This is a genomic window from Methylobacterium nodulans ORS 2060 (assembly GCF_000022085.1).
GTDB classification, from domain to species: Bacteria; Pseudomonadota; Alphaproteobacteria; order Rhizobiales; family Beijerinckiaceae; genus Methylobacterium; species Methylobacterium nodulans.
In genome coordinates, this window is the sequence record NC_011887.1 from 85,718 (window position 1) to 100,478 (window position 14,761).

General features: G+C 63.1%; 11 protein-coding genes and 1 pseudogene. 1 reads left to right on the forward strand and 11 read right to left on the reverse strand.

Features of this window, described 5'->3' with window-relative positions; translation table 11 throughout:
• Positions 1 to 89 precede the first annotated feature (89 nt).
• The 11 genes and pseudogenes from MNOD_RS45110 to MNOD_RS38890 all read right to left on the reverse strand — a co-directional run.
• Entirely contained in the window at positions 90 to 1,328 is a 1,239-nt protein-coding gene (locus tag MNOD_RS45110; RefSeq protein ID WP_012631087.1) for a MalY/PatB family protein, read from the reverse strand.
• 267 nt (positions 1,329 to 1,595) lie between these two features.
• Positions 1,596 to 2,786, reverse strand: coding sequence for a mandelate racemase/muconate lactonizing enzyme family protein (locus MNOD_RS38850; protein ID WP_012631088.1), 1,191 nt, complete (start codon positions 2,784 to 2,786; stop codon positions 1,596 to 1,598).
• A gap of 114 nt (positions 2,787 to 2,900) precedes the next feature.
• Positions 2,901 to 4,235, reverse strand: a complete 1,335-nt coding sequence (locus MNOD_RS38855; protein ID WP_012631034.1) for an IS1182-like element ISMno38 family transposase — start codon at positions 4,233 to 4,235, stop codon at positions 2,901 to 2,903.
• A 190-nt stretch (positions 4,236 to 4,425) separates the two neighbouring features.
• Positions 4,426 to 5,211 carry an amino acid ABC transporter ATP-binding protein gene (locus MNOD_RS38860; protein ID WP_012631089.1) on the reverse strand — a complete coding sequence of 262 codons (786 nt, stop codon included), beginning with the start codon at positions 5,209 to 5,211 and terminating at the stop codon, positions 4,426 to 4,428.
• Positions 5,212 to 5,222: 11 nt separating this feature from the next.
• The gene (locus MNOD_RS38865) at positions 5,223 to 6,407 is read right to left on the reverse strand and encodes an amino acid ABC transporter permease (RefSeq protein WP_012631090.1); all 1,185 of its coding nucleotides are present in this window, start codon (positions 6,405 to 6,407) and stop codon (positions 5,223 to 5,225) included.
• A gap of 3 nt (positions 6,408 to 6,410) precedes the next feature.
• Positions 6,411 to 7,622 carry an amino acid ABC transporter permease gene (locus tag MNOD_RS38870; RefSeq protein ID WP_012631091.1) on the reverse strand — a complete coding sequence of 404 codons (1,212 nt, stop codon included), beginning with the start codon at positions 7,620 to 7,622 and terminating at the stop codon, positions 6,411 to 6,413.
• Positions 7,623 to 7,746: 124 nt separating this feature from the next.
• The gene (locus MNOD_RS38875) at positions 7,747 to 8,772 is read right to left on the reverse strand and encodes an amino acid ABC transporter substrate-binding protein (RefSeq protein ID WP_012631092.1); all 1,026 of its coding nucleotides are present in this window, start codon (positions 8,770 to 8,772) and stop codon (positions 7,747 to 7,749) included.
• Positions 8,773 to 9,438: 666 nt separating this feature from the next.
• Positions 9,439 to 10,260: an AraC family transcriptional regulator gene (locus tag MNOD_RS45115; protein WP_012631093.1), complete on the reverse strand. Its 822-nt coding sequence runs from the start codon at positions 10,258 to 10,260 to the stop codon at positions 9,439 to 9,441.
• A gap of 145 nt (positions 10,261 to 10,405) precedes the next feature.
• Positions 10,406 to 11,638, reverse strand: a complete 1,233-nt coding sequence (locus MNOD_RS38880) for an MFS transporter (protein WP_012631094.1) — start codon at positions 11,636 to 11,638, stop codon at positions 10,406 to 10,408.
• A gap of 8 nt (positions 11,639 to 11,646) precedes the next feature.
• Positions 11,647 to 12,966, reverse strand: a complete 1,320-nt coding sequence (locus MNOD_RS38885; protein WP_012631095.1) for a tetratricopeptide repeat protein — start codon at positions 12,964 to 12,966, stop codon at positions 11,647 to 11,649.
• Between the two features lie 186 nt (positions 12,967 to 13,152).
• Positions 13,153 to 13,538, reverse strand: a pseudogene (locus MNOD_RS38890) (transposase); the annotation flags it as partial.
• Positions 13,539 to 13,715: 177 nt separating this feature from the next.
• Here MNOD_RS38890 and MNOD_RS38895 point away from each other — a divergent pair.
• Positions 13,716 to 14,663, forward strand: a complete 948-nt coding sequence (locus tag MNOD_RS38895; RefSeq protein ID WP_012631098.1) for an IS110-like element ISMno7 family transposase — start codon at positions 13,716 to 13,718, stop codon at positions 14,661 to 14,663.
• The last annotated feature ends 98 nt before the right edge of the window (positions 14,664 to 14,761 follow it).

The window sequence follows — 14,761 nt, forward strand, 5'->3', positions numbered from 1 at the left end:
GCTCACGCCGCGAACCGGCGACGATGGGCCTTGCGGCGGAAAACCGCAGCAAAGGCCGCCTCAAGTTTTGGCAACGCCGAGTTTGACACTCACGCAGCACGGAACGTGGAAATCAGCCGGTTTATCGCCACGTCGACTGTCGAACGAGGGCATCCAAGATTCGCACGCATGTAGCCCCTGCCTTCAGCCCCGAACTTCTGACCCTTGTCGAGCCAGACTCTGGCCTTTGTAAGCATTAACTTATCGAGCGTCTCTGCATCCAAACCCAGACCACGACAATCCATCCAAGCTAGGTAGAGCGAGTCCGCAGGAAGAACCTTGATCTTTGAAAGACTATTGTTAATTGAACTTGCGAAATGGTCATGATTTGTCCGGAGATAGATCAACATCTCTTCCAGCCATGGCTCGCCTTCACTATAGGCTGCCTCGGTCGCGACCATGCCCAACACGTTCACACGCGGGTAGACGTTACGATTGTACTGCCTAGCGAATTGATTGCGAATTCTAGCATTTGGGATGAATATATTCGCACATTGTAGACCTGCCAAATTGAATGTTTTGCTCGGAGCGGTGCAGGTAATGCTATTTTGCGCAAACTCCTCACTGATGGAGGCAAATGGAATATGCCGCTTCTCAGGATTGATAATGAGATCCTGATGAATTTCATCAGAAAGCACTAGAACGTTATGGCGCAGACAGATCTCCCCCATCACCCGAAGTTCGGCTTCGGACCATACATTGCCTGTCGGGTTGTGGGGATTGCTCAGAATAAAAAGTTTGGTGCCTTCTCCGATTGCAGCCTCAAAGATGGATTCATCGAATCGATAGCCGTTCTCCCAGCGGAGCAAGGGAGCGAGTGCCAACTGCCGACCGTTTACCAACACATCGTCATGGAAGTGCGAATAGACGGGCGGCTGGATCAGTATCGAATCGCCTGGGCTTGAGAAAGCTTGTACGGCCGTCTTAAGCGCGGTGATGATACCGGCTGTCTGCGTGACCCACTCTTCCGCTATCTCCCATCCGAACCTTCTGGCCTGCCAGTCCGTGACCGCTTTCATGTAGCCGTTGGTGGCGCCAGCTGGGTAGCCGAAAACCCCATGCTTGATCGCGTCTTGCAATGCGTCGATGACCGGAGCCGGTGCTCTCCAATCGGTGTCGGCCACCCACATAGGCAGTGGTCCGGCCGCCACTTCTTCAGGAGCAAGCAGCTTCTCGCTGTAGGTCCACTTCAGCGAATTTGTATCCCTGCGCTCAATGATTTCATCAAATATCGAACCGTCAATAACCTTTGAAACAGGGCTTCCTGATCTCGCGGCGACATTCTCCACAACTTGCTTCCTTCTTCGTGGCTAGGCAACCTACCGTGTGGGCCGATCGCCCTTCACGACTGATGCAAGCGCGCAGATGATACGACGTATAATTCGCCGATCGAGGTGGATCCTACCGAAGTCGATGGGCGGGTCCGCACTGCTGGTGGACGAACCCCCTGTATGTCTCCAACCCAATGCCCACGGCCGCAATGCGTCTCGGCGGCCGAGCCGATGCTCGCGGACTGCATCGCGCAGATCCGTCAGGCAGGTTGTGGGAGGAGGCTCTCACGCTAAGCTGACTTCGGAGATTTCCATGCGCTTTTCGGCGTCCTTCCTCAAGGTCATGCCGAAGCCCGGTGCTGTAGGGACAGCCAGGTGCCCATTGACGGGCTGAAGGTCCTCCTCGAACAGATCGCGGTTGCAGGATTTCAAGGCGAAGGTGTGATGCTCATGGATTTCGAGGTTCGGAATCGCAGCCTCGACCTGAAGCGCGATTGCGGTAGCTAGAGGAGAGCCGCAGATATGCGCTTGAAACCCGACGTCGAATGCGTGCGCCAGATGCGCGATCTTGATGCCTTCTGAAACGCCACCGACCAATCCCATATCGGGCTGGATCATATCGATGGAGCCGGCTTGGAGGTAGGGCAGGAAGCCCCAGCGCGTGTAAAGCCGTTCCCCAGTCGCCAGCGGAATCGGCGAGCGCGATGAGACTTTTACGAACGCCTCGGGGCTATTGGAGTGAGTTGGCTCTTCCATGAAAAGGATGCCGAGGTCGGAGAACAGTTCGGCCAGTTGAAGAGCGCCGGCTGTCGACGTGAGCGAATTCAATTCGAGGATGATATCGGCATCGGGCCCGACACCATCCCGGACAGCCTCCATTCGCGCGCGAGCCAACTTGCGAAATTCGGGGGTGAAGACACCGCGATTTCGTGCGCGTTGACCATCTGGAGCGACGTAGATGGGGCTGACTTTGACGCAGTCGTAGCCCTGTGCTCGCGCAGTTTGCGCGGTATCACGATATTCAGACGGACTGTTTTTCAGGACGCTGATGTCTTCCCACCCGAACTGCATCTGACTGGCATAGCAGCGCAGCGGTAGCGGCGTCTCCGCTCCGAGGAGGCGGTGGACTGGGAGACCTGCTGCCTTCCCCTTAATATCCCAGAGCGCTGCGTCGATTGCGCTCATCGCCCCGAAAACGACCGGCCCTCCACCTTCAGCCCAGAACGAACGGCGCAGCATGTGCTCCCAGATAGTCTCGGTGTCGTTCGGGTCCCTGCCGAGGACGAGGCGCTCGCCGATGATACGGATCATCGGGGCAGCGGCCGGGGTGCCAGTGCCATAGGCAAGCCCAACCTCGCCCATGCCGGTGATTCCTGCGTCCGTATGGATACGCACGAAGACCGGCCGCCAGGAGGCGATGCCGCACTGGCCCGAGAGTTCGATCTCAAGCGTTTCGATCTTGATGATCTTCATCATGCTGTCTCCGAAGCGGGCGCCCTGCCCGAGCCGATCTAGGAGCCCGTCCGAGTAACGGTTTGATGCGTTGGGACTAAGGTTGAGATCTGGGCGGATGGCTCCTGCGCCACAGGCTCAGCGCGCGGCCTGCGCCAGCTTCAGGAGGTTATGGGCGGTGCAGATCATCGCCCACTCGCCGCGGACCTGATCGAGCCCACGTAGCAGGAACTGTCGGAAGCCTCTGGCCTGCTTGATCTGCCCGAACACCGGCTCGACGACCTGCTTCCTGAGACGGTAACGGCTCCGGCGCCCAGCCCGCTTCAGGCGGACGGCCATCGCGCTCATCAGGGGCATCTTCGTCAGCCTCCGGCGACCTGCTGCATCCGCCTCGCCGTGACGGGCACGGCCCGGAGCGAGATAGGCTGTGATCCGTCGCTCCTGCAGCGCGGCCAGGTTCGCCTCGGTGGCAAAGCCGGCATCTCCGGAGACCTCCCGCGGCTTGCGCCCGAGATGGGTGCAGACGCCGTCGACGAGCGGCACGAGAGCGCGCGAGTCGGCGGGGTTCGTCACGAGCCGATGCGCGACGATCACCTGATGGGCCGCATCAACCGCAATCTGGCCGTTGTAGCCCTGCACGAACCCGTCGCGCGTGGGCAGGATGCGGCTGTCCGGGTCGGTGAAGTTGCGCTGCGCCCGGTCGGGCGGACCGCCGTCCTCGCCCCGCAAGGGCCGACCTTGCCAGCGCATGCCCGACGAGGCCCCCGGCCCGTCCTCGTCCTCCGGATCGGGCGGATCGGCAGCCTCTGCCTCCAACGCGGCCTTGGCGGCGCGGATCGTCTCCAGCCGCCGCTGCTTGTCGGCCATCCAGGCCGGTGTCTCGTCGCCACGATGGTCGGTCCCATGAGCCCGATCCTCCGCCGCGTCGGCCTCGCGCGCTTGATCCAGCCAAGCCTCGACCTCGGCGGCCAGCGTCGACTCGGCCGCCTTCATCCGGCCGTAGCTCATCGCCTTGTGGCGCGAGGCGTTGGCCTTCAGCTTGGTGCCGTCCACCGCCACGTGGGCAAAGCCGACCAGCCCGGCCGCCCGGCACAGCCGCAGCACCTGCACGAACAGGTCCGAGAGCGCCGTCAGATGCCGCTTGCGGAAGTCAGCGATGGTGCGGAAGTCGGGCCGGTTCAGGCCGGTCACGGCCATGAAGTCAACCCGCTCCTCGCAGGCGCGGGCGAGCTGACGCGACGAGTACAGACCGCGGCTGTAGCCGTAGAGGAGCAGGGCCACCATCATGCCGGGATGGTAGGGCGGGTAGCCGCGCTCCTCGGTGTAGGTGTCGAGAATGGCTGAGAGGTCGAGCGCCTCGCGCACCGTATCGCGCACGAAGTGCGCCATGTGCCCGGGCGGCACGAACTCATGCAGCGAGGGTGGCAGCAGCCAGCCCTGATCGACGTCCCAGGAGCGAAACACCTTGGCCATGAGCCGAGTGAATCATCCCAAAGCGCCGCCGTCGAGGTACTTACTCGGACGGGCTCCTAGATGGACGTCCAAGACCAGCGGCATACGCCGCGTCCTAGGAGGCCGGCAGTCGCAGCAGTTTGGTTCAATGCCTCAGTGTGTCCAGACCGCCGAAGGCTTCATTCTTAACCATCCAAGCACTACGCCACGGTCAATGTCCTCGAAGAATTTGACTTAAGAATTGCTTGAGTCGATCAGTCTGCGGATCTTCGAAGATTGAAGCTGGGGATCCAGCCTCGACGATTTCGCCGCGATCCATAAACACGACGCGATCCGCAACCTTCCGGGCGAATCCCATTTCGTGGGTGACGCAAACCATGGTCATCCCATCCTCAGCGAGGCCGATCATCGTGTCGAGAACCTCCTTGATCATCTCCGGGTCGAGCGCGGAAGTCGGCTCGTCGAACAGCATGATTTTGGGGCGCATGCACAGTGCACGCGCAATGGCGACCCGCTGCTGCTGGCCACCGGAGAGCTGGCCGGGATATTTCTTCGCTTGCTCCGGGATTTTCACCCGCCGCAAGTAGCTCATGGCTAGCTCCTCGGCTTCGGCCTTCGGCATCTTTCGTACCCAGATCGGCGCGAAGGTGCAGTTCTCCAGAATCGTCAGGTGCGGGAATAAGTTGAAGTTCTGGAAGACCATACCGACTTCGCGGCGGATCGTGTCCAGAGCGCGTAGGTCATCCGTGAGCTCCGTGCCATCTACGATGATTCTACCTTCCTGATGCATCTCGAGCCGGTTGATGCAGCGGATCATGGTAGACTTGCCGGACCCGGAAGGGCCGCACACGACGACGCGCTCCTTCTGACTGACGGTCATGCTCACGTCTCGTAGAACGTGCATTGCGCCGTACCACTTGTTTACTTTGTCAAGAATGATGGCTGGCTGTTCGCAGGTCGCTGCGTTGGCCCGGTCGATTGTCGTTGCCTGGCTCATGGTGATCCCCCTTACCGCTTAGTGCTACGGCTGAATCCCTGCTCCAGCCCGCGGCTGTAGCGGGCCATGACGTAGCAGAAAGCGAAGTAGATGGCCGCGAGCACGAGATAGACCTCTGTGCTGTAGGGCTGCCAGACGAGGTCGGCCATCGCCACCTTGCCTGCGGTCAGCAGGTCGAACAGGCCGATGATGAGCACGAGCGAAGTGTCTTTGAAGAAGCCGATGAAGGTGTTGACCAAAGGCGGTATCACGAGCCGCAGGGCCTGCGGCAAGATGATGAAGGCTGTCTTGTGCCAGTAACCAAGTCCAAGCGCGTCGGCCGCCTCGTACTGTCCCTTCGGCAAGGTCTGCAGCCCGCCCCGGACCACTTCCGCGAGATAGGCCGCGGCGAACAGGATCACCGCTACCTGCGCCCGCAGTAGCTTGTCCGGATTGAGTCCTGCCGGCATGAACAGCGGGAACATCACGCTGGCCATAAAGAGAACTGTGATCAGCGGCACGCCGCGGATCAGCTCAACATAAACCGTGCAGAGAACCCGGATCGCCGGCAGATTAGTTGCTCGACGGCCCAGTGCGACCAGGATCGAAAGCGGAAAGGCACAGGCAAGACCGAATGTGGCTAGGATCAGCGTGATCGGAAGTCCGCCCCAACTATCTTGTGGTACGTAAGTCAGTCCGAAGACTCCACCCCACATCAGCACTCCGACGACCGTAAGCGTGGTGATCCAAATTAAAATCAACTCCTTGCGCCAGAACTGGCGCATGGCCGATACAACATACAGGCCGATAAAAAGTACGATGACGATTGCCGGCCGCCACTGCTCCTCGTACAAGTAGCGGCCGAACAGGATAAACCGATACTTCTCGCTAATGACAGCCCAGCACGCGCCAATCCCTTTCGCATCGCGGCAGGCGGCAGTGTCGGGACCGGTCGCGGTGTTCGGTACGGACCAGACGGCATGCAGGATGGCCCAATTCACGAATTCGGTTGCCCATCGTGCCAGCAGAATGAGCAGCACCAATGTCACGATCGTGGACGGGATCGAGCTGAACAGGTTCGTCCGCGCCCAGCCCAGTGGTCCTGCGCCGGCCGCCAGCGGTGGGGCGCGCGTGATCGGGGCTGCCGGAATGCCGGCGATTGATGGTACCGGGTCGCCGGCAGCTTCCGAAATCTTGGCGGTGGTGGTCTGCGACATGGCTCAGCGCTCCACGAGCGCGATGCGCCCATTGTACCAATTCATGAATAGGCTAATCGAGAGACTGATCACCAGGTAGACCAGCATAACCATGGCAATTCCCTCGATGGCCTGCCCAGTCTGATTGAGCGTCGTATTAGCAATGGAAACGATGTCCTGGTAGCCGATCGCCACCGCGAGCGAGCTGTTCTTGATCAGGTTCAGATATTGGCTTGTCATCGGTGGGATGATCACCCGCAGAGCTTGCGGAAGCACGATCTTGCGCAAGATGATGCCGCGCCGTACACCGAGTGCCGCGGCGGCTTCCCATTGGCCCGTCGGCACGGCCAGGATGCCGGAACGAACGATCTCGGCGATGAAAGCCGCCGTGTAGATCACTAACCCCATGGTGAGCGCGCCGTATTCCGGACTGATCGTCCCACCACCGTTGAAGTCGAATCCGCGGAGCTCCGGCACATCCGCCACGAACGGCGCTCCCAGTCCCGCCCAGACTGCCACCGGAAAGCCGACCATCAATAAGATCGCCATCGGCCAGACCTTCGGACGGGTACCGATCCGCTCCTGCCGACGTGTCGCGGCGCGCGACCACGCCCACGTCCCGACTGCGCCCACTGTCAGTGCCAACAGTGCCCACCAATACGGCTCATCCCACTCAACGAACGGGATCTTCACGCCACGGTTGGATAGGAACACGCCCGGGACTGGATGGAAGGACTGTCGGGGCGCTGGCAGCGCCTGCAGAATTGAGTACCAGAATAGGAGTTGTAGCAGCAGAGGCACGTCACGGATGATCTCAACGTAGACCGCAGCTAGCTTGGAGACGAGCCAGTTCCGCGATAGACGGGCGATACCGAGCAGCGTGCCCCAGAGCGTGGCCAGCACCACCCCGACCACAGCCACTTTCAAGGTATTGAGCACCCCGATCAGCAGCGCGCGCCCGTAGGTGCTGACGGCGGGGTCATAGTCGATCAGATGCTCTCCGATCGGAATGCCGGCGGTGCGGGAAAGAAACGCGAACCCGGTTGCGATGCGGCGCTGCTCAAGATTACGATTTGTATTGGAAATTAGAAACCATGCGACCGCCGTCACCGCACTGAGGATCACGACCTGCCAGACGATGTTGCGGAACCTGGGATCAGACCATGAGAAGTTCAGTTTCTTGCGGGGCGCTGCCCGGACAGGATGCAGGCGGGGATCGAGGACGGCACCGGACATCGTCACCTCACGAAGGGATGGGGCGATCTACGACAGGTCGAGCAGGCAATGGCGCCTTCCGCTAGGCCGGCGCGGCCCTGTCGCGCTCCCCCGGTCAAGCCCGAAGGAGACGCAGACGCGACCCTCAGCGCATCGGTGGCGGATAATGCAGGCCGCCCTTGGTCCAGAGCGCGTTGATGCCGCGCGAAATCCCGAGCGGAGCGATATTGCGCTCCCAGATCTCGCCGAAATTGCCAACCGACTTGAGGATTTTGTACGCCCACTTGTTATCAACACCCATTGCCTTGCCGAGATCACCCTCTAAGCCGAGCATGCGGCGAATCGTTGGGTCCTTGGAATCCAGCATCTGGTCGACGTTCGCCTGCGTGACACCGCTCTCCTCGCCCTGCAGGAGTGCGATCATGGACCAGCGCACCAGGTCGAAGAACTTCTCGTCGCCCTTGCGGACCATCACGCCGACCGGCTCCTTGCTGATAACCTCAGGCAGCAGGACGTAGTCGTCCTTCTTCGGTCCCTGCTGGAAACGGAAGGAGGCTAGTGCTGATATGTCCATCGAGTAAGCGTCGCAACGGCCCGAGATGAACGTATTCTGGGTTTCCGCTGGGTCCTGAATCAGGATCGGCTTGAACTTCATGCCGTGCTCGCGGAAGTAGTCGGCGACCGCGAGTTCAGTACTGGTGCCGGGCTGGATGCAGATCGTGGCGCCATTGAGTTCTTTGGAGGACTTTACACCAAGTGACTTGTTCACCATGAAGCCGGTGCCGTCAAAGAAGTATACGCCCGCGAATTCAAGGCCGAGATTGGCCTCGCGGCTTAGCGTCCAGGTCGTCGAGCGCACGAGGATATCGATCTCGCCGGACTGCAACGCCGTGAACCGATTGGTGACGGTCGTGGGCACGTAGCGGACCTTGTCTGCCTCGCCGAGGGTCGCCGCTGCGACCGCGCGGCAGATGTCAGCGTCGATTCCGCGCATCACGCCCCGGCTGTCGGGGAGCGAGAAGCCGGCGGCGCCCGCGGTGACGCCGCAGACAAGCTGGCCGCGAGCGCGGATATCATCGATAGTCTTGGAGCCGCTTCCTTGCGCCCACGACGGGTCAGCAAAGGCGGCGAGCGCGCCGAACAGGATAGCCCCAGCGAGAACGCGGTTCATCTATACCTCCCTAGAAAATCTTCTGGTTATCGCCGCCATCGACCGCCTGTGCCTCGTGGGCTAGATCGACTGGTGGCGAGCCTCGCTGGACGCGTAGCCTTCGTTGGCCACTCCGCCCGCACATGTTTGGCTCCGAGCCCTCAATGGGTTCTGCTCAGTGCGTTTATACGCATGGTAGTGCGTCTGTCTTTCGACTAGCTGACAATCTTCATCGATTACCGGACACGAGTCGACGCGCCCACCTATCATCCCGTGCTCGACGAACAATGCCGGGGAGTGCTGCCCAGTCTGCATCGTTGTCGGTTACCACGGCGTGGCTGCAACACTTCCCGCGCTTGAAGCAGCTGAGGATGCGTTAAATTGCCTGAGCAGAGAGTTTCCTCGCTGCTGGAGCAAGATCTGACCGCGTTGCAATCCGATTTTGCGCTGGGCCTTGATGATACCGCCGCGCCTTTGCTCTGATCCGTTCATACGAACCATGTTGCGCGGAGATGCGGGTGTCGAGGAGCACGGGGCAGCACAAGCGCGCGGCGGTATAAGCCGCATTTCTGCGACGAACCGAAGTCAGCTTGGTCGGACGATGCGCTGGCTGCAGCCTTTCGAACTAAATCCTGAAGCTTGGCGAAAAATCTTCTCGACCGAGTTGAAGTCTGGTGAGCTTCTTCCCTACGCTGGTGCGTTTCCGCAGCAGGTTGGAAAACGGCGATGCGCCGCATGTCCGCGCACGTAGGCTTGTGGGCTACATCCCATTTCGGCACGGAACGCGTAGATAAATGCTGATGTTGAGTCGTAATCGAGTTCAATTGCCGTGCGTGTCACGTCTAAGCCGCCACCCAGCAATTCGATCGCTTTGAAAAGTCGTAGGAGACGCCGCCAAGAGCGCAAACTGATACCCAGTTCCGCTTGGAAGTGGCGGGCCAGGGTTCGCCCCGACATGCCGAGTTCTTTTCCCCGTTCCTCGGGCCCGCGTGGATCGCGAGGGTCGGCGTATACGGCCTCGCATATTCTTGCCAAGGGTCCTCTGCGAGGCCAGGACAGGGCGGCAGGAAGAGGCCGCGCGCGCTGAAGTTGATCGAGGATTAGACCGGCAATGCGGCCCGCGTAGCCATCTTGGTCTTCCTGTCCATCGATCTCCGCAGCCTCAATAATCAGGGCTTGTAGCAGTGGCAAGACGTTGAAGACGGTCGGGCTCTTCGGAAGGCCCACGCCGGTCTCATCGGCGATCCACAGATTGCGGAACTCCGCACCGAGTAGCGACCCGACGCGGTGCGGCAGGCCAGTCGGCAGCCAGACAGCCTGCTCTGGTGATATCACGAAGGAGCGCCCCTCCGTGGCGACCGTCAGCGCGCCGACGATCGCGTAGACGACTTGATTCCAACGGTGAACATGCTTCGAGAAGTAGTGTCGCGCTGGGATGGACTGGGCACGGACCGTCATCGGCCTTGGGGAAGGTACACTAAGTGGCGCGGCGATCGTCTGCCAGATCATGATCGCTCTCGTATTTGTCCGATGCTCTACACAGAGCCTGGAGGACGAGCACGGCAGCACAAAACGGCAGGAGTGCAGACGGGCTGATCATATAACTAGGCTTTCACGTAACCGTCACTGTCACGCTTTAGCGTTCTTTTAATTATTATCCCAGCCGGGTGTTCGTGGTGCGCACAGCCGCTGTCCAGACGAGCGCGCCGACCGCGAGTAGGATGGGCAGAAATGAGATCCAGAGCACTACGTCCCAGCCGTAGCTCGCCAGCAGGCCTCCGGAGGAGAACGAGCCCAAGGCCATCGTTCCGAACACGATGAAGTCGTTGAGCGACTGCACCCGCGTCCGCTCCTCGGGACGGTGGCACTCCAGCACCAGGGCCGAGGCGCCGACGAAGCCGAAGTTCCAGCCGACGCCGAGCAGGACCAGGGTCAGCCAGAAATGTGCCACGTCCACGCCGGCGAGCCCGACGGCGGCCGAGGCGGCGGTCAGGGCGAGCCCGGCCGCCACCACCCGCGGCGCACCGAAGCGCGCGATCAGCCGCCCGGTGACGAAGCTCGGGGCGTACATCGCGATCACGTGCCATTGCAGGCCGAGGTTCGCGTCCTCCTGCGACAGGCCGCACAGGTGCATCGCCAACGGGGCGGCCGTCATGAGAAAGTTCATGAGCAGGTAGGAGACCACCCCGCAGATCACGGCGGTGATGAAGCGGGGCTGGCGCGCTATTGCGCCGAGCGGGCGCCCCCTGGACGTCTCCGCCGCGCTCGGCATCGGGAGCCGGACGCCGAGCAGGACGAGAGCCGACACGGCCGCCACCACGGCTTGGGCCAGGAAGGTCGCGGCGAACAGGTAGGGCGGCCATAGGTCCATGGTGTGGGTGACGAGCTGCGGGCCGATCACCCCGGCGAACACGCCGCCCGCCATGACGGCGGACAGGGCCCGCGGGCGCTGCTCTGGCGACACGCAATCCGCTGCGGCGAAGCGGAAGGAGAGGACGACGGCGGCGTAGGCACCGCCGAAGAACGTTGCCGCGCAGAACAGCCAGAACGAGCCCGACACAATGGCGAGGGCGGACAGCAGGCCGACGAGCACGCCGCATCCCGTCCCGGCCAGGAACGCGGCGCGGCGACCGTGGCGGCGGGCGATGGCGCCGGCCGGCAGGGTGCAGGCGGCCATGCCCACCACGAAGATCGAGATCGGCAGCGTCGCCAGGACCGGGCTCGGCGCCAGCATGTTGCCGACGATGGCGCCGGTCGCGTAGACGACCGTCGAGTTCGCGCCGGCGAGCGCCTGGGCGATCGCCAGCCGGGCCACGTTGCCCGTTCCGGACCGCGCAGGGAGAGCGGGCGCGAGCTTAGGCGCCGGTTCGATGGCAGCTTGGGACATGGACTCTCTCAGGCCATGAGAAGGGTGTGCCAGCGCGTGTCGCGCGGCGACGGGCGGCGGTGCAGGCGCCGGTCGAGCAGGGCGCGGGCCTTGGCGGCCTCGCCGCTGCGCATCAGCGCAACGAGCAGCGTGTCCTCGATGATCTCGCGCTGGGCGCCGCTGCCGCCGATGCGCGTCACCTCCGCCGCGACCGGCTCCAGGATGCGCACGCATCCCGCGTAGTCCTCTTCGGCGAACGCCAGCACTGCACGACAGATCGCGGGCACGACCGGGCCGGCCGCGAGGGTGCCGGCCGCCACGAGATCGGTTAGCGCGTCGATGCGCGCCACCGCCGCAGCCTTGTCGCCGGTCGCCGCCGCCAGCAGGCCCATATGCGCATCGGCGAACGCGAAGCCGGCTTTAGTGAAATACTTGCTCGAATAGACCTTGGCGTCATCCCACAGCCCGGCCGGCACCTTGTAGCCGTAGGCCTGCATGCGCCAGAGCAGCGAGACGGTGTCCGAGACGACATTGATGGGCAACCCTGCCGTCACCGATGGCTGGACGTGCTCGGCGTAGATCGCCAATGCGCGCTGCGGCTCGTCGCGCTCCAGCGCGGAGAGTGCGGCGTGCCAGGCGATGTGGCCGTGCAGGATGCCGGATCGGTCGTAGCCCGGCAGCCACTCGGCGATCAGGGCCTCCGCCTCCTCGCCCGCGCCCCCTTCGAACATCGCGTGCGACAGCGCGTGGGCGCCGTTGGCGTTGGCGCGACGGAGCGCGAAGCCGCGCTCGGCGAGAGCGCGCCCGTGCTTAACCGCGCCATTCTCGGCGTGGGACCAGCCCCGATAGGTCAGGAACCACCAGTCGTCGGCGTCGTAGTGCCGGGCGTGGCGCTCGCAGAGGTCCACGCGCGCCTGGTCGTGATCCGTCATCCCGGAGAAGGCGAGGAGCCCGAAGGCGCCGAGGGGCAGGGACAGGATCAGCGCATCGCGCGGCCACGCGTCAGCGTGCCCGAGCGCCCGCTCCAGCGCCCGTGCCGGCTGCCCGTTGATCGCCAGCGACAGCACCTCGACGTGGCTTCGCTCCCGTTCAATGCCGCGCCGGGCGACGCGCTCGGCCGCCGCGGCGATCCGCGCCCTGGCCTGCGCCGGTTCGGCGCACATCGCGTGCAGGCGAGCCCGCGCTGCATGGGCGAGGGCGAAGTCCGGATCGGCCGCGACCGCCTCCTCCAGGGCTTCCGCTGCGCCCGGCCACGCCGTGAGGAGGAGGTCGACGCCCTCCCGGTAGCATTCGGCGGCACGATCGGACGTCGTCGAGAGGGGCAGGCCGCGGCGGTCGAGAGGGGCCATGGCAGGGTCCTGAAATCGGTCGGGGTGTCGGACGTGGCGTGTGGAACCCACCCGGGGTCAGTCAAGCGTCGGGTCCGGCAGTGCATAACGGAGCGCCTACCACCCGTATCTCGATGAGATGCCAAGTGATGTCGAAATCCGGACAACCCGGGGGCTGATCCGACCCGGAGGGCGATGAAAGTGCCGTTTGCGCTGCGTCGAGCGATGCTGACCGAGCGCGCGACAGGCGCGGCGCTCGGAGACCGTCAGCACGGTCCGGACATGCTCGATGCAGGCGCGGCGGCGCGCGGGGCTCAGAAGTTTCCCCGGGCCTCCTCCTGCAGGATCAGCTTGTCGAGCGTGAGGTCCGCGATCGCCTTGCGCAGGCGCGCGTTCTCGGTCTCCAATTCCCTCATCCGGCGCACCTGATCCGTCTTCAGGCCCCCGAACTCTTTGCGCCAGCGGTAGTAGGTGACCTCGCTCACGCCGATCGCGCGGATCGCGTCCGCCACGCTGTGCCCCTGCGAAACCAGCACGTTGACCTGCCGCAGCTTGGCCACGACCTCTTCCGGCTTGTGCTTCTTCGTTCCTATCGCCTTGTATCTCTGAGTTGCCCGCTGGAGCGATGCCAGCGAGGCTACAAGGTGAGGGTCAGCCCGCGTTCGCCTTGGGCTTGCAAGCCCGCGACAGAGCATGGTGCGGCCCTCACCTTCACAGTCCCGAACCCGGACAGCCGCTCGGGCCCGAGCCCGCATTTGCAAGGTAGGGTCATGGACGAACACCGCACCATCTTCGTCGGCATCGACGTATCCAAGGACCGCCTCGACGTTCATCTGAGACCCTCGGACGAGGCGTTGCATGTCCCACGGGACGCGAAAGGGCTGGATACCCTCGCTCGCCGTCTTGGCCGCCTCCCTGTCGCTCTCGTCGTCCTTGAAGCCACAGGCGGCTTCGAGGCGAGCGTGGCTGCAGCGTTGGCAGCGGTCGGGCTGCCGCTCTGCATCGTCAACCCACGCCAGATCCGCGATTTCGCCAGAGCCATGGGTCGTCTGGCGAAGACCGACACGCTCGACGCTGAGGTCATTGCCCTCTTCGCTGAACGCATCAGACCACCGGCCAGGCCCCTGCCGGAGCCGGAGAGAAGCCATTTTGCCGAGCTTGTGAGCCGGCGGCGGCAGATCATCGGGATGATCGGTATGGAGACGAACCGTCGCGATCAAGCCGTGGACAAGCAACTGATCCGGCGAGTCGACCGGCACATCGCCTTCTTGGAGCGGGAGCTCGTGGAGCTCGACCGCGACATCGACCGAGCCATCAAGGCCTCTCCGGTCTGGTGCGAGACCGAGGCGTTGCTCAAGTCCGTCCCCGGGATCGGTGACGTCACCGCGCGCACGCTTCTGGCTCAGTTGCCTGAGCTCGGCACCATTGGCCGCCACCAGCTTGCAGCACTCGTCGGCATCGCTCCGATCAACCGCGACTCGGGCCTGATGCGAGGCCGCCGGTCCATCGCGGGCGGGCGAACGTCAGTGCGGGGCGTGCTGTACATGGCCGCTCTGACCGCGATCCGGCGAGGCTCTCCCTTCCGGCCCTTTTATGAGCGGCTCACTCAGCGCGGTCGGCCGAGGAAGGTCGCCCTCGTGGCCGTAATGCGAAAGCTCCTGGTGACGCTCAACGCCATCGTCCGCGAACGCACGCCCTGGCGGCCACTCGCCGCTTGACCTTCAACACAGCCGCTCCGTCCTCCGTCGGCTCAAAGCCATACTTCAGGGCGGGCCACTTCAAGGGGACTGACCAAGCGTGGTGGGAGGTGCTGGCT

Excerpts from the sequence above, each read along its gene's own strand:
- MNOD_RS38855 (WP_012631034.1), bottom strand. The coding sequence starts at position 4,235 with ATGGCCAAGGTGTTTCGCTCCTGGGACGTCGATCAGGGCTGGCTGCTG.
- MNOD_RS38850 (WP_012631088.1), bottom strand. The coding sequence starts at position 2,786 with ATGATGAAGATCATCAAGATCGAAACGCTTGAGATCGAACTCTCGGGC.
- MNOD_RS38870 (WP_012631091.1), bottom strand. The coding sequence starts at position 7,622 with ATGTCCGGTGCCGTCCTCGATCCCCGCCTGCATCCTGTCCGGGCAGCG.
- MNOD_RS38875 (WP_012631092.1), bottom strand. The coding sequence starts at position 8,772 with ATGAACCGCGTTCTCGCTGGGGCTATCCTGTTCGGCGCGCTCGCCGCC.
- MNOD_RS38895 (WP_012631098.1), top strand. The coding sequence starts at position 13,716 with ATGGACGAACACCGCACCATCTTCGTCGGCATCGACGTATCCAAGGAC.
- MNOD_RS38885 (WP_012631095.1), bottom strand. The coding sequence starts at position 12,966 with ATGGCCCCTCTCGACCGCCGCGGCCTGCCCCTCTCGACGACGTCCGAT.
- MNOD_RS38880 (WP_012631094.1), bottom strand. The coding sequence starts at position 11,638 with ATGTCCCAAGCTGCCATCGAACCGGCGCCTAAGCTCGCGCCCGCTCTC.
- MNOD_RS45115 (WP_012631093.1), bottom strand. The coding sequence starts at position 10,260 with ATGATCTGGCAGACGATCGCCGCGCCACTTAGTGTACCTTCCCCAAGG.
- MNOD_RS38860 (WP_012631089.1), bottom strand. The coding sequence starts at position 5,211 with ATGAGCCAGGCAACGACAATCGACCGGGCCAACGCAGCGACCTGCGAA.
- MNOD_RS38865 (WP_012631090.1), bottom strand. The coding sequence starts at position 6,407 with ATGTCGCAGACCACCACCGCCAAGATTTCGGAAGCTGCCGGCGACCCG.